Below are 22,512 nucleotides of genomic sequence, written 5' to 3' on the forward strand. Positions count from 1 at the left end.
GGCCTTGGGCCGTCGTGAGTCGCAAGGGGACCACAACATGAATTATCGCAGCTATGCCGACCTGAGTTCGGATATCGCTGGGCAGTTGTCACGTCTACAAGCCGGAAATTTCGATCTGATCGTCGGGATTCCTCGCAGTGGAATGGTGCCGGCCTACATGATCAGCGCCATGCTCAATCGGGCCTGTACGGATCTCGACACCTTCATCGCCAACGGCTCGCCCGGCAAGGGAATGACGCGCAAGCTTCGTGGTACGGCGCAGAGCGCCTGGGAAAATCAGCGCGTGCTGCTGGTCGACGACAGTTTCAACAGTGGTGCCTCGCTCAAGGCCTCCCTGGCGCGCATACCGACAGATTGCCCGTGCGAGATCATCACCTGCGTCATCTACGCCAACCCGGCACCGGTGGTGGGGGTGGACATGTATCTGGTCGAGCTTGAGCACCCGCGCGCCTTCCAGTGGAATCTGTTTCATCATCCAGCGCTGGCCGATAGCTGCCTGGATATCGATGGCGTGCTGTGCATCGACCCGACATCTGAGCAGAACGATGATGGCCCGCGCTATCGCGAGTTCCTGACCAACGCGGCGCCCCTGTATATCCCGACCTACCGTGTGCACTCGCTGGTCACCAATCGGCTGGAAAAATATCGTCCCGAGACGACCGCATGGCTGGCCCGTCACGGTGTCGAGTATGACCACCTGATCATGCTTGACCTGCCCAGCAAGGAAGAGCGCCTGCGCCAGAATCGCCATTCGAGTCACAAGGCGGATTACTACCGTGACTCCGGCTGTCGCCTGTTCATCGAAAGCGAGGTGGGGCAGGCCACCAATATCACGCGCATGACCGGCAGGCCCGTCTATTGCGTGGATGCCCATCTGATGATGACTCCCGAATGGGCCTCGATGTCAGCGCAGAAGAAGGGCCAGATGCTGATGCGCACGCTCAAGCGCATGGCGCGTCGAGTTGTGGCCTGGTTGCCGGCACCGCTGGCCCGCCATGCACGCAGCGTCTATCAGCGGCTGGCCTGAACGCACCGAAGGAAGTGGGGCTGACGGTGACCGCCTTGCGTAGATGGCATGGCGGTCATCGTGAATTGACACGAGCGATCCTGGCTCAAAGCAAACAATGGCGAAGGAATTGCAATGAAGACGCATCGGATGGCGCTTTTGGTCGCGGCACGGCAGATGACCCTCGAGACTCGCCAGATGCTGGCGTTGGCGGCAGGGCTTACGCGCCTGGGTCACGAGGTGGATCTCATCGTGCCCCAGGCCCATGAGGAGTTGATCGAAGGTCTGGCCCATGGGGTGCGGCTGGTAGAGCTGGGCGTGCACAGTGAGTTGACGTGCGTGCTGGCCCTGACGCGCTATCTGGCGCGCCATCGTCCGTGTGTCTTGTTGTCCAGCGGTCTGGCAGCCAACCTCAAAGCGCTCAAGGTGAGCCGTCTGGATCGTTGGCGCGTGCCGGTGATTGCGCATCATGCCGTGACGCCAGCCACTGAACTGGTGGCGGCGGGCAGTAAAGCGCGGGGGATGAGGCGCAGGATGGCGCTCAAGTATCCGCATGCGGCACTGGTACTGGTCGAAAGCGATGAAGCCGGCTGCCAGGTACGCCACGAGGGTGGGATCGAGGCAGTGCGTGTCGTGACGTTGCCGTTGGGCCCCGATGAGGACACGGGAGCATTGAGCGAGCATCAATTGGTGCAGTGCCTGTCGCTGATGCTCTCAGCAGCAGAGGTCGAGGACGCGTCACCCTTCTCGCCACAGAGCTGGCAGGTCGGCAGCGCCGGGCCTGCGGCTAGCCTCGCGCAGCCATCGCCATCACTCGAAACCTCTAGCATGGTGAGTCGGCAGGCCACCAGCGCTGATACCGGCGCGTCCGCGCCCCTCATGTCATCCGCCAACCTGCAGGCCAAACTGGTCAACAGCGGCGCACGAGAATAAGTCTTTCCATGGAACACATTCTGCTCGACCTGCCCAACCTGCTCGTCTGTCTGGTACTGGTGATGGTGGGCTTTCTGCGCGGCTGGGTGACGCGCAATGTCGCGATCATCCTGAGTCTGAGCAGTGCGGTGCCGTACCTGTTGAATAACGTGCTATTCGATGCCGAGTACATGCCGGACCAGTTCCGCTACTGGGAGCAGGTATTAGCCATGCGCAGCATGGATTGGGGAGCGCTGGACCACTCACTGACCGTCTCGGTCTCGTCGGGATTTCTGGCGCTGTTGCCGTTGCCGCTGGCGGAAACCATCACCAGTCTGGGGTTCTTCAACAAGTTCCTCTATATCGGTGGGCTGATGGTGATGCTGCGACGCGGCATCGTCTCTCACGCCGTATTGCTGTTCCTGCTCTGCTACCCGAGCCTGGTGCTCTACAGTTCTCTGAGTCTGCGCGACACCTTGGTGGCGGGTCTGATGCTGGGCAGCTTTCTGCTGGCCATCGAGAGACGACCCCTATGGGCGCTGATCTTTCTGCTGCCGCTATGGATCATCAAGTTCCAGAATGCCTTGATCATGCTCGTCTTCCTGGGGGTCTACGTAATCTATGATGTCAGCCGCCGCGGACTTTCTGCCCGGCGCTTCTGTTGGTTGCTGCTGGGTATGGGGGCCAGCGTGCTGGTGATCTATCCGCTGGCGGTGGACCAGATCAACTTCTTCCGCGCGGCCATGTATATGGAAGATGGCGGCAAGATGGAAGACGTGAAGATCATCCAGGGCTTCGGTGACTTCGTGGTGACCGGCATTCAGGGGGCGTTCTACTTCCTGATCAAGCCCTTGCCCTGGGAAGCGGCCAACCCGCTGCAGTTGATCCAGTCCGGCGAGAACATGCTGGTGGTGGCATTCCTGGTGTGGCTGACGATGCAGTGCTGGCAGATACAGCGCGAGAAGACGCTCTTCTGGCTGCTGTACCTGATAGGTGCCTTCACCATCTATGGTCTTGTCGTCTTCAACTACGGCACCGCTGCCCGTTATCGTTTTCCCTTCCTCGTCATCTATGTGGTGTGCATGGCCTATGACACAGGGCTGGTGCGCCTCTGGCAGCGGCAGCGTCGGCCTGCCTTGCTGGACTGAGCCACGACGTCCTTCTTTTCTCGATGGTTTCTCTTCCGGATGCTTCCGGCCGCACGCGTGGTGTTCATGCCCGCGCGTGATCTTTTTTGTATGACACGCAAGGAATGCCCCATGCCAACTCGTGACGCCCAGCCCTCCACGGTGGTGCTGGTCTCCAACTCATCCTTCTTTCTCTATAACTTCCATCGCGGTGTCATCGAAGGGCTACGCGATTCGGGTTATCGCGTGATATGCCTCGCGCCCACCGATGAGCACAGCGAGTATCTGGTGGATGAACTCAAGGTCGAACATCGTGCGCTGGGCATGGAAGGCAAGGGCACCTCGCTGATCGGTGAGAGCAAGAGTCTGCTGGCATTACTAGGGACATTGTTGAAGCTCAAGCCGCGCTATGTTCTCAACTTCACCATCAAGGCCAATGTCTATTCGGGATTGGCCTGTCGCCTGCTCAAGATCCCTTACACCAACAACGTCTCGGGGTTGGGCACCGCCTTCATACACGACAGCTGGCTGTTCCGTCGGGTACGAGCGCTGTATGGCTTCGCCAATCGTGGGGCACGCTGCGTGTTTTTCGAGAATCGCGATGACCAGCGGCTTTTCATGCGCCTCGGGCTTCAGAAGTCCACGCCTTCTGTTGTGCTGCCCGGCGCCGGTATCGACCCGCAACGCTTCGCCTTTGCGCCGCAGCCGCAGACGCCACCGCTGACCTTCGTGATGGTCGCACGCCTGATCGGCGACAAGGGGGTGCGAGAGTACGTGACAGCGGCTGAGCGGCTTCATGAGCGCTATCCGCAGGCACGCTTCTGGTTGATCGGCCCGTCGGGAATCAGCAATCGCACCGCGATCAGTGATGAGGAAATCGCCGCCTGGCGCGAGCGTGGCATATTGCATTATCTGGGCGAACAGCGTGATGTGCGCCCTTTCCTGGCCGAGTCCAATGTGCTGGTGCTGCCGTCCTATCGGGAAGGCATGCCGCGCACGGTACTGGAAGCCGCCTCGATGGGGCGCCCCGCGATCGTCAGTGATGTCCCGGGTTGCCGGAGTTCAGTAAAGCCCGGTATTACCGGCTGGCTATGCGAAGCGGCCAATGCCGAGTCTCTTGAGCAGCAGATGCAGGGCTGTCTGGACATGCCGCATGCGGCATTGATCGAGGCGGGGCAGGCGGCACGCGTGCGTATCGAGCGTGAATTTGATCAGCAGATCGTGGTGCGTGCCTATCTTGGCTGTCTGCAGCACACACTGGATATCGAGTCGCGTAAGTCAGTACTCGCTACTGCATGACGAATGCCAATAACAGACCGAAATAATGATGTTTTCTTGAGAATGATGAAGAGATTCGTCATTGATAGTCGGGTGGGCATCAGAAAATCCCATATAGGCAAACGTGCAAGCTATCCCCATCAAGGAAAAGTGATCAGGGGGCAAGGCCGCTGTCTCGCGCAGTCAACAGCGCTACAGCGATGGGCTTGTATCTTCCTGCACGGACCCAACTTTTTTCCACCATCATTTCACTCGCATGAGAGCGTCTTGATGCGCCTCGAGTGATGCCAGTGAAGATCGTCGATAAAGAACAGAGAGCTGTCATGAATGGATATCGCTTTTGTGTCCAATGTGGAGGCGCCAGCGTCCATCGCGTCAAGCGACATTGGTGGCAACGATTGCTCAAGAGCTCGCCTAAGTACCGGTGTGAGGATTGCGGCATCATCAATGAAGTGTCGACTGAGGCGCTACGACCGATTCGCAAAGTCGATCAGGACACATCTGAAGCTACACGATAGTGCCACCAGCCCCTTACTGTTCGCCACGACGTCGTGTCACCCCGCTTCATGTCATACCCCCTATCTCCCGCCATCGACCCTCGTCGGTGGCGGGTTTTTTCTGCGCCGCAGTTGGGCATTTCGATCAAGCAAGGCGATATCGCGCCTGCGGTCGGCTGCCTCGCGGCGAGCATTTCCCTGTGGAGCGCATGAGCCAATGAAGATTCTGTTTGTCGTCGGTAATCTTTCCAGCGACGGAGGCACGGAACGTGTCACATGCGAAATCGCCAGCGGACTGGCGCGCTCGGGTCATGAGGTGATGATCGCGAGTCTATTCGGGCCAGCGACCAGTTCGTTTTCCCTGGAGGACAGCATCACGACCTGTTGCCTGAATCTGAAGGAAGCCAGAGGCGGGGCCCGACGTTCTCTGGGAATCAGTTCGGCGTTGCTCACCAAGGTCCGTCATCAACAGGCCGATGTGGTGGTGCTGGTGGATTCGATCCTGTTCGCCTTCTGTGCGCCGTGGGCCCCGTTCCAGAGCGCCCGGATCATCTGCTGGGAGCATTTCAACCTCGCCACCGATCATGGTTCACGCCTGCGTTCGGTGGGGCGCTCGACCGCCGTGCGCCTGGCCGACGCCATCGTGGTGCTCACCGAGCGGGATGCCGAGGCCTGGCGAGCGCGCTATCGCATCCGCGACAAGGTCGGCGCGATCTGGAATCCGGTGCCGCACTTCCCCAAGCCCAGCGAAGAGGACGCAGCGTCGCGTACCGTGCTTGCCGTCGGGCGCCTGACGGAGCAGAAGGGCTTCGATGTGCTGCTGAACGCCTGGCACAAGGTCGTGTCGGTCCACCCTGACTGGCGGCTGCGCATCGTCGGCTGGGGCGAGGATGAAAATGACCTCAAGGCCCAGGCATGGACATTGGGCCTGAGTGACAGCGTCGTCTTCGTGGGCCGCACCTCTCAGGTGGAAAAGGAGTATCAACGCGCGGCGCTGTACGTGATGAGCTCACGCTGGGAGGGGCTGCCGATGACCCTGCTGGAAGCGCAATCCTTCGGCTTGCCGGTGGTCTCGACAGACTGTGAGACCGGGCCTGCCGAAATCCTGGCCGGCGGCAGCGGCGTGCTGGTGGATGTCGAGGACGATGAGGCTCTGGCGCGCGAGATCCGTGATCTGATCACGGATGAAGCCCGTCGCAGCGAGATGTCCCTGCTGGCGCGCGACAATGCCGCGCGCTTCGATGCGGACACCCTGTGCGGCGAGTGGCAGCAGTTGCTGGAGCGCCTGACCTCCGGTCGAACTCGCATCGCGGATGCCTCGTGAATCCTCCCAGAGTGTCAAAATCGGGCCGCAGAGCAGGGCGTGATCCACTCTGGTGAGCCTTTGGCTAAACATTCGCTGACCAGGCGCCCAGTCACGCCTGCCAGTGTCACCCCGATATGTTGATGGCCAAAGGCATGGATCACGCGTGGCTCATTGGGTGACGGGCCGATCACCGGCACGGAATCGGGCAGGGTGGGGCGAAAGCCCAGCCAGCGGCGGGCTACCGGGGCGTCAATGCCCAGCACCTTGCGCACCCGGCTTTCCAGATAGTCGAAACGGGCCGGGTTGGCTGGCCCCGCAAGCGAGCTCAGCTCCACGGTGCCGGCCACGCGCAGGCGCGCACCCTCGGCACTGTGCAGTGGCGTCATGTAGAAAGCGCTTTCCACCGGGCAGGTCGGGCGGTTGAGCGGTGAGTGCTCGAGATCGAATTCGATGTGATAGCCACGCTCGGTATCCAGCGGAATCCGGTCGCCGATCTGGCGCGCCAGATGTGCCGACCAGGCCCCGGCTGCCAGCACCACTCTGTCTGCCATGAGTCGCCGGCCATCGGCGTACTCCAGCAGCATGCCGGAGGCCTGACGGCTCAGGCGGGTGACCTCGGCGCTGACGATTCGGCCTTCTTCGCGCAGCGGGGTGGCCAGGGTGTCGATGAACACCTGCGGGTCATCGAGGTGACGGGAGGAGGGGAACAGTACGCCGCCCGCGGTGTGGCCTTCCATGGCGGGTTCCAGCGCGATCAGCTCGTCCGCCGTCAGCACCTGCTGGTGGATGCCGAGCTGGTCGCGCAGTCGGATATCGCCCTGTGCGGCCTGCAGGCTCTCGGCCTTGCCGTAGGCATACAGGCAGCCCTTGCGCTGAATCATCGCGGCGGCGGCGGGGGCATCGTCCAGCAGCGGCTGGTAGTCCGTGTAGGTATGGCTGAGCAGCTGGGCCAGTATCTCGCTGTTGGCGCGAAAGCGAGTGGCGTTGCACTGGCCCATGAAGCGCATCAACCAGGGCGAGAGCCTGGGCAGGCATTTCCAGTCGATGACGAAAGGCGAGTCAGGTGACAGCAGCAGCGAAGGCATGCTGCGCCAGATTTCCGGACGGGCGATGGGCAGGCAGCCGTAATCCGCCAGGGTGCTGGCATTGCCGAAGGAGGTGCCGCTGGCGATGCCTTCGCGTTCGATCATCGTCACCTCGTGGCCGCTGCGCCGCAGCCACAGGGCGCAGGCGACACCCACGGCGCCCGCACCGATCACCGCCACTTCCGTGTGTTCGCTATCACTCATTGATTGCTCACCTTGTGGTCATCTTGTTGTTATCGAGGTGTTGTCATCCTGGCGTCGATATCGAAGCGTCGTCATCGAGGTGTTCGCGCCGCAATGACGCACGCCCCGGGGGTGGCCGGGGCGCAGCAGGGGATCTTTCGAGCATGCCTCGCGGGCGACAGCTCGGCAAGCGCGCTGTCACCGGGCGTGTCGTTCTCAAGCGTTCCGGGCGTGGCGCAATCCAGGCCCTTCAAGACACGCGTTTCAAGATCGGCTCGGCTCCTCGAAGGGCAGCGGGATGTCATCACCACGCCGGACGGCGAAGACATTCAGCGTCATCGCCACCAGGGCGTAATAGCCCAGCACCCCGACCAGCTCCACCACCACGGTTTCGCCGAACATCGCGACGGCCTCGCCGTACAGGGCATCATCGACGCGCCGTTCGGCGTAGAGCGCGCGGGTGACGCGATAGATCAGCCGCTCATCGTCTTGTTCAAATGCGGGTTCACGCTCCTCGCGCAGCGCCGCGATGACCTCGGGCGCGAGGCCGGCCTGCTCGGCGATCGGCGCGTGAATCTGCCATTCAGCCTGGGATTTCCACCACACCGCCGTGGTGAGAATCGCCAGCTCGCTGAGACGTAGCTCAAGGCCGGTGGCGTAGCGGCAGAAGGCGCCGAGGCGCTGGGCATGATTGGCAAGCTCGGGGCTGTGGATCCAGGCCAGGAAGGGGCCGTCCAGATTGCCGCGCGGGCCGCTGAGAATCTCGGCCAGCACCTCGCGCTGAGCCGCGCTCATGCTGGCGTCATCCAGTTCGGTCAGGCGCGATGTGATCGCCATGAAAGTCACTCCATTCAAATCCATTCAAAGATCGTTAGGTAGGCAATGCGCTTGCAGCTGAGCCGTCACAGGCTGGCCAGCGTGGTGTCGATGGCACGCCCCAGCCTGGCGGTGATCTCGTCCAGATGCGACTCCTGCAGAATGAACGGCGGTGCCAGCAGGATGTGATCGCCCTGGCGGCCATCGAGGGTGCCGCCCATCGGATAGCACATCAGGCCTTCGGCCATGGCGGCCTTCTTGAGCCGCGCGTGCAGCTTGAGGGAGGCGTCGAAGGGCTTTCTGGAATCGCGATCCGCGACCAGCTCCAGCCCCTGGAAGAGGCCGCGACCACGGATGTCGCCGACATGGGGGTGATGCGCGAAGCGCTCGTTAAGGCGCGCCTTGAGCCCCTCGCCGAGGACATTGACGCGAGTGAGCAGGTCGCGGGCTTCGATGGTCTGCTGGACTGCCAGCGCTGCGGCACAGGCGGTGGCGTGGCCGATATAGGTGTGGCCGTGCTGGAAGAAGCCGGAGCCATTGGCGATGGCATCACGGATGCGCTGGCTGACCAGGGTCGCGCCGATCGGCTGGTAGCCGGCGCCCAGGCCCTTGGCGATGGTGATCAGGTCCGCCGTGACACCTTCCTGCTCGGCGGCGAACAGACTGCCGGTGCGCCCCATGCCGCACATCACCTCGTCGAGAATCAGCAGCACGCCGTAGCGATCACAGACCTCGCGGATGCGTCTGAAGTAGCCCGGTACCGCGGTGACGGCGCCCAGGGTGGCACCGACCACCGGCTCGGCCACGAAGGCCATCACGTTCTCGGCGCCCAGGCGCAGGATTTCCTCCTCAAGCTCCGCGGCGAGACGAATGCCCATTGCCTCGGGCGTCTCGTCGGGCTGCTGGTCCCGATAGGCGTAGCAGGGACTGACGTGGCTGACGTTGATCAACAGCGGCTCGAATTGCTGACGCCGCCAGGCGTTGCCGCCGGTGGCCAGCGCGCCCAGCGTATTGCCGTGATAGCTCTGGCGCCGCGCGATCAGATGCTTGCGCTGGGGCTGACCGATCTCGACGAAATACTGACGGGCCAGCTTGAGTGCTGCCTCGACCGCTTCCGAGCCGCCGGAGACGAAGTAGACGGAGTCGAGCCCTGCGGGAGCGCGTTCGATGAGAAAGTCGGCCAGCTGCTCCATCGGGTCGCTGGTGAAAAACGAGGTGTGCGCGTAGGCCAGTTGGCTGACCTGATCCTTGATGGCCTGCGCCACGGCCTCGTCGCTGTGCCCCAGGCATGACACGGCTGCGCCACCGCTGGCATCCAGATAACGGCGTCCCTCGCGATCGACGATGTAGGGGCCATCGCCCTTCACGGCGGTGGGATACTCCTGATTGAGGTTGCGATGCAGTACGTGGCTCATGCGGGCTCCGTGGTGGCAGGGATGCGAAGGCATAATGCAAATATGTAGTGCATTTATGGTTTATGCAATAAATAATTGCACAAGGTCGCTTGTGCCTTCGGACTCGACCGGCCAGAGATGCTACCGTTGCCACCATCTGTCCTGTCCCTTGCCAAGGAGGTATCCCATGCCCCCATCCTCCCGAGCCCCCGGGCCCGCATCCCCTGACTCGCCGCCGGAGACCCTGGAGGGGTTGAAGCAGTTGCTGGCGGCGATCGATCGTCGTGAGGTGGAGATTCGTCTCGGCGCGAGTTCCCGGCGCGTGCTGGCGGTGTTGATCGAGTCTCCGCAACGCACGGCGGTGTCTTCCATCAGCCAGCTGGCGGAGCTGACCGGCGTGAATGCCTCGACCTTCTCGCGTCTGGCCCAGCGGCTCGGCTACGAGGGCTTCAGCAGGTTTCAGGATGTCTTTCGCCAGGCGGTGACGGATGGCGAGCATTTCTACAGCCAGCAGGCCTCGCAGCTGCTGGCGCGAGACGCCGATAGCAGCGCCATGGCCCAGCTAGCGCGGCTGGGGCGTCAGGAGAGCGCCAACATCCTCAGCATGCTGGAGAGGGTGGACGCCGCGGCCTTCGAGGCCGCGACCACCTTGCTCGCCGAGGCGCCGCGCGTGCGCCTGCACGGCATGCGTCAGTTCAATTCCCTGGCACTGTTCATGGCCTATGGGTTGGGCATGCTGCGCCCGGACGTGGCACCGCTGGATGCCAGTCGTCAGGGTGTGGCCGATGCACTGGCTCAGCTCTCGGCCGGTGACGTGCTGGTGGTGGCCAGTTGCTTCCCCTACACCCCAAGCGTGGTGGCCTGCGCCGAGGTGGCGGTGAAGCGTGGTGTCGAGGTGATCGCGCTGACCGATTCGGCCAGCTCTCCGCTGGAGCCGCTGGCGCGCTACAGCTTCCATGTGCCCAATCACAGCCTCTTCTACAGCAACAGCATGAGTGCCTTCATGTTTCTCGCCGAAGGACTGCTCAGCGAGGTGGCCAGCAAGCTGGGCGATGCCGGGGTGGCTTCGCTCAAGCAGCGCGAGGTGATCATCACGGAGCTGGGGGGCGCACGCGGCTGATGTACGCGATGCACTGCACCGAGCGTGAACGCGGTCATGCACCACGGTGGTGCGGGCGCAGACCTGCGCAATGCGGCTTCAAGGCGCATGCAGGACCAAAGAGGCATGGAGGGAGATTGGCGTGATTCCTGCAAAACGACTGATATGAAATGACATCCGTCAGGGCAAGGAATTTCCCATGAGCCGCGAGTACCGTTACACCCTGGGCAGTCAGGTCCATCGTTTTGCCAATCTGGCCGAGCTGATGGCCAAGGCGACGCCCGCCCGCTCCGGAGATCGTCTTGCTGGCGTGATCGCGGAAACCGCCGAGGAGCGAGTCGTCGCTCAGCTGTGTCTGGCGGAGTTGCCCCTCAAGACCTTCCTCGAAGACGTGCTGATTCCCTACGAACAGGACGACATCACCCGCTTGATCATCGATGAGCATGATCCGGTCGCGTTCCTGCCGATCGCGCATCTCACCGTCGGCGACTTCCGCAACTGGCTGCTGAGTGACCTCGCGACCCCCGCGGTGCTGGCGCAGGTGCGCGCCGGCATCACCCCAGAAATGGCCGCCGCGGTCAGCAAGCTGATGCGCAATCAGGACCTGATTCTGGTCGCGAAGAAGTGCGAGGTGGTCACCGCCTTTCGCAATACCATCGGCAAGAGCGGCCATCTCTCGACCCGCCTGCAGCCCAACCATCCCACCGATGACGTCACCGGCATCGCGGCCAGCATTCTCGATGGCCTGCTCTACGGCAACGGCGACGCCGTGATCGGCATCAACCCGGCCACCGACAACGTGGCGCAGAGCATCAAGCTGATGCGTCTGATGGATGAGGTGATCCAGAAGTACGCGATCCCCACCCAGTCCTGCGTGCTGACCCACGTCACTAATACCCTCGAGTGCATCGAGCAGGGTGCCCCGGTGGATCTTGTCTTCCAGTCCATCGGCGGCACCCAGGCCACCAACGAGAGCTTCGGTGTCGAGCTCTCCGTGCTGGCGGAGGCGCAGCAGGCCGCGCTGTCGCTCAAGCGCGGCACGGTGGGTGACAATGTGATGTATTTCGAGACCGGCCAGGGCAGTGCGCTGTCCGCCGATGCCCATCACGGCCTGGACCAGCAGACCTGCGAGGCGCGCGCCTATGCGGTGGCGCGCAAGTACTCGCCGCTGCTGGTCAATACCGTGGTCGGCTTCATCGGCCCCGAGTATCTGTTCAATGGCAAGGAGATCATCCGCGCCGGTCTCGAGGACCACTTCTGCGGCAAGCTTCTGGGCCTGCCGATGGGCTGCGACATCTGCTACACCAATCATGCCGATGCCGATCAGAACGACATGGACACCCTGCTGACGCTGCTCGGGGTGGCGGGCTGCAACTTCATCATGGGCATCCCCGGCTCGGATGACATCATGCTCAATTATCAGACCACCTCCTTCCACGATGCTCTCTATGCACGGCGGGTGCTGGGCCTGGGACCGGCGCCGGAATTCGCCGCCTGGCTCGAGGAGATGCAGATCTTCACCGATGTCGCCACCCAGGCACTGCCGAGCGAAATGCCCGACCGCTTCGCCAATTCACTGCGTCAGGTGACAGGAGGTGACGCATGAGCCATGACCAGCCCTCTGCTGACGCGGTCTCGCGCAGCCTCGAACCCGATGCCATCGTCACGCCCAATCCCTGGCAGCGGCTTGGCCAGTTCACGGATGCGCGCATCGGCCTTGGCCGTGCCGGTATCAGCCTGCCGACCAATCGTTCGCTGGAATTCCAGCTGGCGCACGCCCGTGCCCAGGACGCCGTCCACCTGCCGCTGGAGATTCCTCGACTGATCGAGGACCTCAATCAGCTCACAGCGCTCGAGAATGCTCCGCAGATCCAGCGACTGCACAGTCGCGCCGTGGATCGCACCACCTACCTGCAACGCCCCGATTACGGCCGGCGTCTCGATGAGGATTCGCGTCAGCAGCTGTCCGCCCTCGACGCCCAGCCTGCCGATCTGGCCATCGTGGTCGTCGATGGGCTCTCGTCTCTGGCGGTGCAGAACAATGCCGCGCCCTTCATCGCCGCATTGCTGGAATCGCTTGCCGAGGATGGTCCGGATGCCTGGATGCTCACACCGATCAGCGTGGTGGAGCAGGGGCGGGTCGCGATCGGCGATGAAGTCGGTGAATTGCTCAAGGCTCGTGCAGTGCTGGTGATGGTCGGCGAGCGTCCCGGCCTCAGCTCTCCGGACAGCCTCGGGCTCTATCTGACCTGGCAGCCGCGCGTCGGCCTGAGCGATGCCAGCCGCAACTGCATCTCCAACGTGCGCCCGGCAGGGCTCGACTTCGCGATGGCCGCCCAGCGTCTGCATTACCTGCTGCGTGAGGCACGCAAGCTCGGCCTCACCGGCGTGGGCCTCAAGGACAGAAGCGGCGAGACGGCGCTGGAAGGCGGCACCGGTATCCAGAACTTCCTGCTGTCCTGATGGGACGGCAGCGCAGCAGCGGGAAACTCCCGATCCAACAATGACAAATGCCTGAGGCATACAAGGCGGCACCATGACTCGCGACACGAATCACGACACGAATGAGCAGGACTATCTGGCCAGGCGCCAATTGAAGAAAGGGACGGCAGGCTGGGTCCTGCTGGCGGGCCTAGGGGTCTCCTACGTGATTTCCGGCGATTTCGCCGGCTGGAATTTCGGCATCGGCGAGGCGGGCTGGGGCGGCTTCGCGATCGCCGCGCTCTTGATGGGCATCATGTACCTGGCACTCGTGCTGTCGCTGGCGGAAATGTCAGCGGCCATCCCGGCTGCCGGCGGCGGTTACAGCTTCGCCCGCCAGGCGATGGGGCCGGCAGGCGGCTACCTCACCGGTCTTGCCGTGCTGATCGAATATGCGCTGGCCCCCGCGGCCATCGTCATCTTCATCGGCAGCGCGGTGGAATCGTTGCTGGGCATCAATGGCCCGATCATCTACGCCATCTTCTATCTGGTGTTCATCGGCATTCATCTGGCGGGGGTCGGCGAGGCGCTCAAGGTGATGATGGTGATCAGCGGCCTGGCCGTGTTCGCGATCATCGCCACCGCCGTTGCGCTGATCGGTGACTTCGACAGCAGTCGCCTGTTCGACATCGCACCGACCGATGCCTGGGGGGCCAGCGACTTCATGCCCAATGGCTGGTATGGCATCTGGGCGGCGCTGCCCTTCGGCATGTGGCTGTTTCTGGCCGTGGAAGGGGTGCCGCTGGCGGCGGAGGAATCGCGCAACCCGGCCCGTGATGTCCCGCGCGGCATCATCGGCGCCATGCTGTTTCTGATGTTCACCGCCGTGCTGGTCGTCTTCCTGCTGGCCGGCGCCGCAGGTGCCGAGGCAATCGGCAGCAGCGCTGTGCCGTTGGTGGATGCCCTCGAGGCCACCGGCAGCGAGGGGCTGGCGACACTGGTCAATGTGCTGGCCCTGGCGGGGCTGGTGGCGTCGTTCTTCTCGATCATCTATGGCTACAGCCGTCTGGTCTTCGCGCTGTCGCGGGCCGGGTATCTGCCCAAGACGCTGTCGCTGACCAGCAAGCGCAAGGCGCCGACCTGGGCGCTGGTGGTGCCGGGCATCTTCGGGTTTCTGGTCTCGCTGACCGGCGAGGGCGATCTGATCCTGGGCATGGCGGTGGTGGGGGCGACAGTCTCCTACGCGCTGATGGCGGCCAGCCATATCCTGCTGCGCCTGCGTCAACCGGCGCTGGCGCGTCCTTATCGCACTCCGGGCGGCATCGTGACGTCCGCCATCGCGCTGGTGCTCTCGCTGATCGCGCTGACCGGGGTCTATGCCTTCGATCCGCGTGCCTTCAATTACACCCTGGTGCTGTTCGTGGTGGGCATCGCCTACTACGCCATCTTCAGCCGTCATCGGCTGGTGGCGAAGACCGCCGAGGAGGAGTTCGCGCTGGTGGCGAATGCCGAGAGTGACCTGGCGACCAGCTGATCCGCTCAATCAGCTCAATCAGCTCAATCAGTTCAGGTAGCAAAGACGACAACGCCCGCCATGGCTGACCATGGCGGGCGTTGTCGTGACTGGCGGGCTCAGCTCAGCTCAGTTCAGATCAGAACGGATACTGCGCCAGGAATTGCTGGGCGGCCGCGGCGGGATCTTCGGCACTGCACAGCGCCGAGACGACGGCGAGGCCGTCGGTGCCGCTGGTCATGACGTCACCGGCATTGGCCAGCGAGATGCCGCCGATGGCGACCGTCGGCAGCGGGCTTGAGCGCACGAGCTGCGTGAGTCCATCGATGCCCAGCGGTGCGGCATGATCCGGCTTGGTCGGGGTGGCATATACCGGGCCGAGGCCGAGGTAGTCGATGCGTTCGACATCGACGGCCTTGAGCTGCTCAAGCGTCTGTACCGACAGGCCGATCAAGGCGTCCTCGCCGAGACGGCGACGCGCCTCGACCGGGTCGCCATCACTCTGACCGATGTGCAGGCCATCGGCGCCACTGGCCAGCGCGACCTCGATGCGGTCATTGATGATCAACGGCACCTCGTACTCGTCCAGCAGCGCCTTGAGGCGGATGGCCTGGGCGATCATCTCTTCGTCGCTGGCATGCTTGTCGCGCAGCTGCACGACACTGACGCCGCCGCGCACGGCGGCCATCACGGTGGCTTCCAGGCCGCGCTCTGCGCACAGCGCGGGGTCGGTGACCAGGTAAAGGGATAGATCAAGTGACATCGGTCAGCTCCAGACGAGAGGCTAGCGGGGTGGAATCGGCGTCGAGAGTATACAGGGCATCCATGAAGCGTGGCACGAAGCTGCCCGGGCCTTGCGCCGACTGGCCCGCCGTCTCACCGGCCTCGGCGTAGCAGGCCAGCGCGGCGGCGGTGGCGTGCAGGGTGTCGTCATGTCCGACGAGGGAGGCGGCGAGGAAGGCGGCGACCACACTGCTCAGCGCGCAGCCCATGGCAGTGACGCGGCCCATCAGCGCATGGCCGCCCTGCACCGTGATTTGCCGCTGGCCATCGGTGACGACATCGACACGGCCAGTCATCGCCACCACGCAATTCTGCGCGCGCGCCAGCGCGACTGCAGCCCGACTGGCGCGCTCCAGCGCATCCTCACCGTCATCGCCGCTGTCCACGCCACGACCCTGATTCATCTCACCGGCCAGCGCCAGCACTTCGGAGGCATTGGCGCGAATCACGCTGGGGCGATATTCCAAGAGCGTGCGGCACGCATACTGGCGCAGGCTGGAGGCGCCGATGCCGACGGGGTCCAGCACCCAGGGTTTTCCATCGCGGTGGGCGCACATCGCGGCCAGCTGCATGGCCTCGATCCAGCTGGGTGACAGGGTGCCGATATTGATCGACAGCGCCGCACTGATGGTGGAGATCTCCTGGATTTCCTGCTGCGCATGCGCCATCAGCGGCGAGGCACCGATGGCCAACAGGGTATTGGCGGTCGGCGTCATCGCGACATGATTGGTGATGTTGTGCACCAGCGGCGTGGTCTGGCGCAGCTGATTCAGCAGGCTGCCGGGAGAAAGGGATGACGATGGGGTCATGGGATCTCGTGACTGGAGAAAGGAAGCATCAGCGCTCGAGAGTAAAAGCTGGCGCTGAAAGGTCAAGTGGCAAGGTCCGGCGCTGACGGTGGCATGACGCGCTAGCTCCCTGTCATCTATCAAGAGTCGCGCAAAGGATAATAAATAATATCGTGGTTCTATAAACCTTGACGACAAGTCCATAAGATACAGTCTCTTACGGTCTTTTGTGTACGAGTCATCAGTCAAGGGTCACGCAGTGATACGGATAGGTCAGCGCGGTAGCGTCAGCAATACGAGCAGCAGTCACCTGGATTTCGCTGGCAACAGCAGCACGAGCAACAACAGCACTAGGAACAGCAGCAAGCCCGCGCGCGGCCGACGGCGGTCTAACGGTTCTCGGCTTGAGCGCATCGCCAGAAGGGTGGTGATGGCGCTGACAGTGCCCGTAGTGCTGGGCGCTGCAGCCAGCAGTCAGGCGGATGCGGTGATCGCCAGCTGGAATCTGAAGCATGCCGGCTGGAACAACGGCAAGCATCTCGAGCAGGTCGCGGCGGTGGCAAGCCATATGGACCTGATCGGCCTGCAGGAGGTGATGAAGGAGGAGGTCGTCAGCGAGCTCGAGCAGCAGCTTGAGGCCCTGACCGGCGATGAGTGGGACAGCCTGGTCAGCCATGCGGTCGGGCGCAGCACCTATACCGAGCGTTACGCCTATCTGTATCGCGACAAGTCGATCGCCTATCAGGGCGGGGCTACCGTCTATCTCGATCCCGAGGATGTGTTCTCGCGCGAGCCGCTGCTGGCCACTTTCGTCGAGAAGGACAGCGGGCGGGCCTTCAGCGCCGCCAACGTGCATATCGTCTATGGCGACAGCAAGGCGGATCGCGCGCCGGAAATCCGTGCGCTGGCGGATATCTACGACCTGATGAAGGAAATCTCGCCCGACACCCCGGCGATCATCATGGGCGACTTCAACATGGCGCCGGATGAGCCTGCGTGGGGAGACCTGCGGACCCTCGGCCTGCGCCCGCTGATCACCGAGGGCGCGACGACGCTCTCCAAGACCGATGGCCGCTATGCCTCGCTCTACGACAACATCTGGTATGTGCCGAGCGAATGGCCCAGCGCCAGCGGCGAGGTGTTCCGCTTCCCGGACTATCTGGGGATCAGTCATGAGGCGGCGCGTGCCGATGTCTCCGATCACGCCCCGATCTATCTGTCGGTGACCGGCGAGACACTGGCGTTGCTGCCGCTGGACGGCGGCCAGCCGCAGGCGGCGGGCACAGAGGTGGCCAGTCGTGCATCAAATGCCTCCAGTTCGGCGAGTCAGACCTGTATCGACCTCAATACCGCCAATGCCGATCAGCTGGATCGCCTGCCCAATATCGGGCCGGCACGCGCCGCCGATATCATCCGTCAGCGTCCGTGGAGTTCCAGCGGTCAACTGACCCGCATCAGCGGCATCGGCAAGGGTACGCTCAGCGAGATCGTCGCCAGCGGCATGCTGTGCAGCTGAGCTGTTTTAAGAGCTGGTCTGTTCTGTACAGGTCAGTCTGAACAGGCCTGTTGTGAACTGATCAGGTCTGAGCCTGAAGGGGCATCGACCCCGAACACACGAAATGACGAAGCCAGCCATCACGGGGATAGCGTGATGGCTGGCTTCGTCGTCTTGAGGCGGGCAGGCCGTCTTCCTGGTGCCGTCTGAGGTCAGCTCAGATACTTCTCGAACCAGGCAAGGGTTCTGTCCCAGGCGAGCTTGGCGGCCTGTTCGTCATAGCGCGGGGTGGAATCGTTGTGGAAGCCGTGGTGGGTGTCCGGGTAGATGTAGGCCTCATAGACCTTGTCGTGCTCCTTCAGCGCGGCTTCATAGGCGGGCCAGCCGGCATTGACGCGCTCATCGTGCTCCGCATAGTGCAGCAACAGCGGGGCCTTGATGGCGGCGACTTCCTCGGCGCGCGGCTGGCGGCCATAGAAGGGCACGGCACAGGCAAGCTCCGGATAGGCCACGGCGGCGGCATTGGAGACGCCCCCGCCGTAGCAGAAGCCGGTGATGCCGATCTTGCCGGTGGTGCGGTCCTCGCTCATCAGGTAATCGATGGCGGCGAAGAAGTCGTTCATCAGCTTTTCAGGGTCTACCTGTGCCTGCAGCTCCTTGCCCTTAGGGTCATTGCCCGGATAGCCGCCCACCGAGCTCAGTCCATCCGGGGCCAGCGCGATATAGCCGGCCTTGGCCACGCGGCGCGCCACGTCCTCGATATAGGGATTGAGGCCACGGTTCTCATGCACCACCACCACGCCCGGCAGCGGGCCGCTGGCCTTGGCGGGCTTCACCAGATAGGCGCGCACCTCGCCGTGACCCTCGGGGGACGGGTAGGTGATGTATTCGGCGACGATATCGGGGTCGGTGAACTCGACCTGGGAAGCCAGCGCATAGTCGGGGCTCAGACTTGCCAGAATCGAGGTGGCCGTCATGCCCGCAACGGCAAAGGCCGCCGCGCGATCCAGAAACTGGCGGCGAGTGATGTTGCCATGCACATATCCGTCGTACAGCTCCAGCAACTCGGGAGCAAAATCCTTTGCAGTGAGGCGGGCCATGTCAGACTCCTGGGCAAGAGAAGGGGCGAGCGAATCTTGAACATAGCAACCCGTCATGACGCTACCAAGTTTTTGCCGGCCTGTTCACCGAGTCTGTCATTTTCCGGGTATGTCATTTGCTGTGTCAGGTATTTGCCGAGTCAGGTATTTGTCGAAGCGTGCGTGAGCCGGACGTGAGCCGGATGTGAGCAGGGCAGGCGTGAGCAGGGCGGGTGTGGGAAGCACTGGTGTAGGAAGGGCTGGCGGCGCCGCCTGGCTGGGTTGAATGGACGTGAGCCGGGGCGCGCATATCGCCAGTCGCGGCCGTGCGCATTGTGACTGCAGGCGTCAATCATTATCATCTGCGCATGATTCATGCTGATAGCCGAGCTGCCTGGCGGCTCCGGTGGGCCCTGATGCATGGAAGTTCACTTCCTCCTCCTAGTGGCAGACCTTGCTGGTGATTGAAAAAAGTCCGATGTCTCCCCCCGCGCACGCTCAGGCCTCAGCGCCTGAGTCGTCGCCTACGCTCGCCCAGCAATACCGGCGCTTCGCCTGGAAACGTGTGGTGATTCTCGCCGCACTGGGCCTGGCACTGCTGTTGGCCATCCTTGGCGACATCATGACCGGCCCTGCCGATCTCGCGCTGTCTGATCTGCTGGGCGAACTCATCAATCCCGGCTCGCACGGGCCGATCAATGAAGCCATCGTCTGGCAGATTCGTCTGCCGACGGCGGTGATGGCGGCGCTGGTCGGTGCCGCTCTGGGGCTTGCGGGCGCCGAGATGCAGACCGTGCTCAACAACGCCCTGGCCAGCCCCTTCACACTGGGCGTGGGCGCCGCGGCGACGCTTGGCGCCTCGCTGGTCATCATCCTGGATGTCGCCTTGCCGGGGCTGCCGCCCAGCTACACCATCGCGCTGATGGCCTTCGTGTTCGCGGCGCTGTCGATTCTGGCCATCGATGCCGTGGCCTCGCTGTATGGCGCCAGTCGCGAGGTCATCGTGCTGTTCGGCATCGCGCTGGTCTTCGTGCTCAACGCCGTCAATGCGCTGGTGCAGTTCGTGGCCAGCCCCGATGCGCTGCAACAGCTGGTGTTCTGGACCATGGGCAGCCTGTCGGAAGCCTCGTGGGAGCGAGTCGCGATCATCGCAAGCGTCTTGGTCGTCTGCCTGCCCTTCGCCATGCGGCGTGCCTGGGCGCTGACAGCGCTGCGTGCCGGGGAAGACCATGCGCGCAGCTTCGGCGTGCCGGTCACCCGTCTGCGCCGCACGGCGCTGTTGCGCGTCAGCCTGCTGGCGGCAGTGGCGGTGGCCTTTGTCGGCACCATCGGCTTCATCGGTCTGGTCGGGCCGCACATGGCGCGTCTGGCGCTGGGGGAAGACCATCGCTTCTATCTGCCCGGCAGTGCGCTGGCGGGGGCGTTGGTACTGTCCCTGGCCGCGACGGCCAGTGAGTCGCTGGTACCCGGCCTGGTGCTGCCGGTGGGGATCGTGACCTCGTTGATCGGCATCCCCTGTTTCCTCGCCTTGCTGCTCGGACAGCGCAGGGGGCAGGGATGAGCCATCACGTCTTTGATTCGCAAGCGGCCCTGAAGATCTCGCAGCTGACCACCGGCTATCAGCGGCGCATGATCTTCGATCAACTCGATCTGCCACCGCTGCCGGCGGGCTCCCTGGTCGGGGTGCTCGGGCCGAATGCGGTCGGCAAGTCGACCTTCCTCAAGGCGATTGCCGGCATGCGCCCGGCCAAGGGCGACATCCACCTCGGGGAGCTTGAGCTGTCGTCGCTGCACGGGGCAAACCGCATGCGTCATGTCGGCTACCTGCCGCAGACGCTGCCGCAGCCGACCAGTCTGGTCGCCTATGAAGCCGTGGCCAGCGCCTGTCGTGCGGCGCGTGCCGAACTGAGCCGCGAGGCCACGGATTCGCTGGTCGAGCAGGTCTTCGCACGCCTGTCGCTGCATTCGCTGGCCTTCCGGCGCATGGACACGCTCTCCGGTGGCCAGCGTCAGATGGTCGGCCTCGCCCAGGCGCTGGTGCGCCAGCCACAACTGCTGCTGCTGGATGAGCCGACCAGTGCGCTGGACCTGCGCTGGCAGCTGGCCTTGATCGAAGGCGTGCGCGGTGTGGTGCAGGAGCAGCAGGCCATCTGTCTGATCGCGCTGCATGACATCAATCTGGCGCTGCGTTTCTGTGATCAGATCATCCTGTTCGCGCCCTCCGGCCTGCTGGCCACCGGAGCCCCGCGGGAGGTGATCACCGCCGAGCATCTGCGTGAGGCCTACGGCATCGAGGCGCGGATCGAGAGCTGCTCGCTGGGCCATCCGGTGGTACTCACCGACCGCGTCGCCGACTCGGCCCACGCCGACATTGGCCATATCACGCGCGATGTCGGAGCCAGACGATGATGGCGGTGCGCAAGACTGAGCCCAGAAGCGAGCCCAGAAGACTGGCAGGCGCCTGCCTGCTGGCACTCGCTACTGTCTTCGCAGGCGCCTTCTCGAGCGCGCCGGGCAACCTTGCCCATGCCGCCGAGCCGGTCGCCAAGGGGCAGACCCAGGCCAGCTTTCCGCGTCAGGTCACGGATCTCGCCGGGCGCGAGGTGACGCTTGCGGCCTCACCGCAGCGCATCTTCCTCGCCCAGCCGCGCCAGCTGTATGCGCTGTTGACGCTGCTGGATGCGCCGCTTGAGCGCATCGTCGGCTGGGCCTACCCCTTGGCGGTGTTTGACCCGGCGATGACCGAGCGTCTTGAAGCGCGCTGGCCGCAACTTGCCACACTGCCAGCGCTGAGTCGCGCCTCGACGCCGAGCCTCGAGGGCGAGGCCCTGCTGGCGCTGACGCCGGACCTGGTGCTGTTCGATCTCTCCCAGCGTTCACGTATCGAAGGCTCGCCGCTGGCGGCGCTGCTGGACGAGGTCGGCACTCCCTATCTGTATGTCGAGTTCAATCACCATCCGCTGCAGGATGCTCCGGTCAGCGTGCGCCTGCTGGGCGAGGTGCTCGGCGTCGAGGCGCGTGCCCGCGAGGTGGATGACACCATCGCGGCGCATCTGGCGCTGATTGACGAACGTCTGGCGACGATAACCGAACGGCCGCGTGTGCTGATCAACATCGCACCGGGCGTGAAGGTGGATTGCTGTCGTACCAATCTGCACAACGGCGTGGCGGACCTGGTCACGCGTGCCGGCGGCCGCAATCTGGCCGCTGAACTGGCGCCGGTCAGCGGTGCCACCCTCAGCAAGGAGTGGGTGCTGGCACACCCGCCCGAGGCGATTCTCAATACCGGTGGCCAGTGGGCCAAGGGCGATGGCCTGCGTGCCGGCATCGGCATCTCGGGGGAGGATATCCAGCACGATCTGGCGCGCATGGTGCAGACACTGCCCGGCTGGCAGTCGCTGGATGCCGTCAAGCAGGGCCGGGTGATGGCGCTGTGGCATGGCTTCCACCAGGGGCCCTATGCCATCGTCGCGCTGGAGGCCATCGCGCGCTGGCTGCACCCCGAGACCTTTGCCGATCTCGACCCCATGGCCACCTTTGCCTACCTGATGAATGACCCGACGCTGTCGCGCAGCAGCGGCCACTTCTGGGGCCAGCTGGCGCTTGAGGCGCCTGACACGACCCAGTGAGCTGATTGGGGCTGGTGCCTGCAGGTGCTCGGGGACGGAAGTCGTATTTTCTACTTGAGGCTTTCCTGAAACGATGGGGCGACGTTGTCATTGCCCGACGT

19 protein-coding genes are annotated in these 22,512 nt (G+C 63.6%); 13 read left to right on the top strand and 6 right to left on the bottom strand.

The window, feature by feature from the left end:
• The first annotated feature begins 37 nt into the window (after positions 1-37).
• From ACJJV2_RS05585 to ACJJV2_RS05605, 5 genes are all read left to right on the top strand, one after another.
• Positions 38-1,027 (top strand): phosphoribosyltransferase family protein, encoded by a 990-nt coding sequence (locus ACJJV2_RS05585; RefSeq protein WP_405278830.1) that lies wholly within the window; start codon positions 38-40, stop codon positions 1,025-1,027.
• A 114-nt stretch (positions 1,028-1,141) separates the two neighbouring features.
• Entirely contained in the window at positions 1,142-1,939 is a 798-nt protein-coding gene (locus ACJJV2_RS05590) for a glycosyltransferase family 4 protein (protein ID WP_405278832.1), read from the top strand.
• An 8-nt stretch (positions 1,940-1,947) separates the two neighbouring features.
• Positions 1,948-3,066 carry a hypothetical protein gene (locus tag ACJJV2_RS05595; RefSeq protein WP_405278834.1) on the top strand — a complete coding sequence of 373 codons (1,119 nt, stop codon included), beginning with the start codon at positions 1,948-1,950 and terminating at the stop codon, positions 3,064-3,066.
• 111 nt (positions 3,067-3,177) lie between these two features.
• The gene (locus ACJJV2_RS05600; protein ID WP_405278836.1) at positions 3,178-4,344 is read left to right on the top strand and encodes a glycosyltransferase family 4 protein; all 1,167 of its coding nucleotides are present in this window, start codon (positions 3,178-3,180) and stop codon (positions 4,342-4,344) included.
• Between the two features lie 693 nt (positions 4,345-5,037).
• Positions 5,038-6,144, top strand: coding sequence for a glycosyltransferase family 4 protein (locus ACJJV2_RS05605; RefSeq protein ID WP_405278838.1), 1,107 nt, complete (start codon positions 5,038-5,040; stop codon positions 6,142-6,144).
• A gap of 14 nt (positions 6,145-6,158) precedes the next feature.
• On the opposite strand, the gene ACJJV2_RS05610 is transcribed toward ACJJV2_RS05605, so the two are convergent.
• The 3 genes from ACJJV2_RS05610 to ACJJV2_RS05620 form a co-directional block, all read right to left on the bottom strand.
• Complete coding sequence (locus ACJJV2_RS05610; RefSeq protein WP_405278840.1) at positions 6,159-7,415, bottom strand: NAD(P)/FAD-dependent oxidoreductase; 1,257 nt, start codon at positions 7,413-7,415, stop codon at positions 6,159-6,161.
• Positions 7,416-7,658: 243 nt separating this feature from the next.
• Entirely contained in the window at positions 7,659-8,231 is a 573-nt protein-coding gene (locus tag ACJJV2_RS05615; protein WP_405278842.1) for a carboxymuconolactone decarboxylase family protein, read from the bottom strand.
• A 65-nt stretch (positions 8,232-8,296) separates the two neighbouring features.
• Positions 8,297-9,625 carry an aspartate aminotransferase family protein gene (locus tag ACJJV2_RS05620; RefSeq protein ID WP_405278844.1) on the bottom strand — a complete coding sequence of 443 codons (1,329 nt, stop codon included), beginning with the start codon at positions 9,623-9,625 and terminating at the stop codon, positions 8,297-8,299.
• A 166-nt stretch (positions 9,626-9,791) separates the two neighbouring features.
• On the opposite strand from ACJJV2_RS05620, the gene ACJJV2_RS05625 reads away from it, so the two are divergent.
• The 4 genes from ACJJV2_RS05625 to eat all read left to right on the top strand — a co-directional run bounded on the left by ACJJV2_RS05625 (position 9,792) and on the right by eat (position 14,658).
• Positions 9,792-10,724, top strand: a complete 933-nt coding sequence (locus tag ACJJV2_RS05625) for a MurR/RpiR family transcriptional regulator (protein ID WP_405278846.1) — start codon at positions 9,792-9,794, stop codon at positions 10,722-10,724.
• A gap of 178 nt (positions 10,725-10,902) precedes the next feature.
• Positions 10,903-12,309 (top strand): ethanolamine ammonia-lyase subunit EutB, encoded by a 1,407-nt coding sequence (locus tag ACJJV2_RS05630; RefSeq protein ID WP_153636186.1) that lies wholly within the window; start codon positions 10,903-10,905, stop codon positions 12,307-12,309.
• Positions 12,306-13,166, top strand: coding sequence for an ethanolamine ammonia-lyase subunit EutC (gene eutC / locus ACJJV2_RS05635; protein ID WP_405278848.1), 861 nt, complete (start codon positions 12,306-12,308; stop codon positions 13,164-13,166). Before ACJJV2_RS05630 ends, eutC begins: the two co-directional genes overlap by 4 nt.
• A 73-nt stretch (positions 13,167-13,239) precedes the next feature.
• Entirely contained in the window at positions 13,240-14,658 is a 1,419-nt protein-coding gene (gene eat, locus ACJJV2_RS05640) for an ethanolamine permease (RefSeq protein WP_405278850.1), read from the top strand.
• Between the two features lie 118 nt (positions 14,659-14,776).
• Here eat and thiE read toward each other — a convergent pair whose 3' ends face one another.
• Both thiE and thiM read right to left on the bottom strand, forming a co-directional pair.
• On the bottom strand, positions 14,777-15,400 hold the full coding sequence (gene thiE, locus ACJJV2_RS05645) for a thiamine phosphate synthase (RefSeq protein ID WP_405278852.1): 624 nt from the start codon (positions 15,398-15,400) through the stop codon (positions 14,777-14,779).
• Positions 15,390-16,229, bottom strand: coding sequence for a hydroxyethylthiazole kinase (thiM, locus tag ACJJV2_RS05650; RefSeq protein ID WP_405278854.1), 840 nt, complete (start codon positions 16,227-16,229; stop codon positions 15,390-15,392). The genes thiE and thiM overlap by 11 nt, the downstream gene beginning before the upstream one ends.
• 409 nt (positions 16,230-16,638) lie before the next feature.
• On the opposite strand from thiM, the gene ACJJV2_RS05655 reads away from it, so the two are divergent.
• Entirely contained in the window at positions 16,639-17,724 is a 1,086-nt protein-coding gene (locus ACJJV2_RS05655) for an endonuclease/exonuclease/phosphatase family protein (protein WP_405278856.1), read from the top strand.
• 191 nt (positions 17,725-17,915) lie between these two features.
• On the opposite strand, the gene yghX is transcribed toward ACJJV2_RS05655, so the two are convergent.
• Positions 17,916-18,803, bottom strand: coding sequence for a YghX family hydrolase (gene yghX / locus ACJJV2_RS05660; protein ID WP_405278858.1), 888 nt, complete (start codon positions 18,801-18,803; stop codon positions 17,916-17,918).
• A 457-nt stretch (positions 18,804-19,260) separates the two neighbouring features.
• Between yghX and ACJJV2_RS05665 the strand changes: the two genes are divergently transcribed.
• The 3 genes from ACJJV2_RS05665 to ACJJV2_RS05675 are packed head-to-tail and all read left to right on the top strand — an operon-like array spanning position 19,261 to position 22,411.
• Positions 19,261-20,343: an iron ABC transporter permease gene (locus ACJJV2_RS05665; protein WP_084589434.1), complete on the top strand. Its 1,083-nt coding sequence runs from the start codon at positions 19,261-19,263 to the stop codon at positions 20,341-20,343.
• Entirely contained in the window at positions 20,340-21,191 is an 852-nt protein-coding gene (locus ACJJV2_RS05670; RefSeq protein ID WP_405278861.1) for an ABC transporter ATP-binding protein, read from the top strand. The genes ACJJV2_RS05665 and ACJJV2_RS05670 overlap by 4 nt, the downstream gene beginning before the upstream one ends.
• A complete protein-coding gene (locus ACJJV2_RS05675; RefSeq protein WP_405278864.1) occupies positions 21,188-22,411 on the top strand; it encodes an ABC transporter substrate-binding protein in 1,224 nt (407 codons plus the stop codon). The genes ACJJV2_RS05670 and ACJJV2_RS05675 overlap by 4 nt, the downstream gene beginning before the upstream one ends.
• The last annotated feature ends 101 nt before the right edge of the window (positions 22,412-22,512 follow it).

The sequence above is a fragment of the Cobetia sp. Ld8 genome, from assembly GCF_045066615.1.
In the GTDB taxonomy this organism is placed as follows: domain Bacteria; phylum Pseudomonadota; class Gammaproteobacteria; order Pseudomonadales; family Halomonadaceae; genus Cobetia; species Cobetia amphilecti.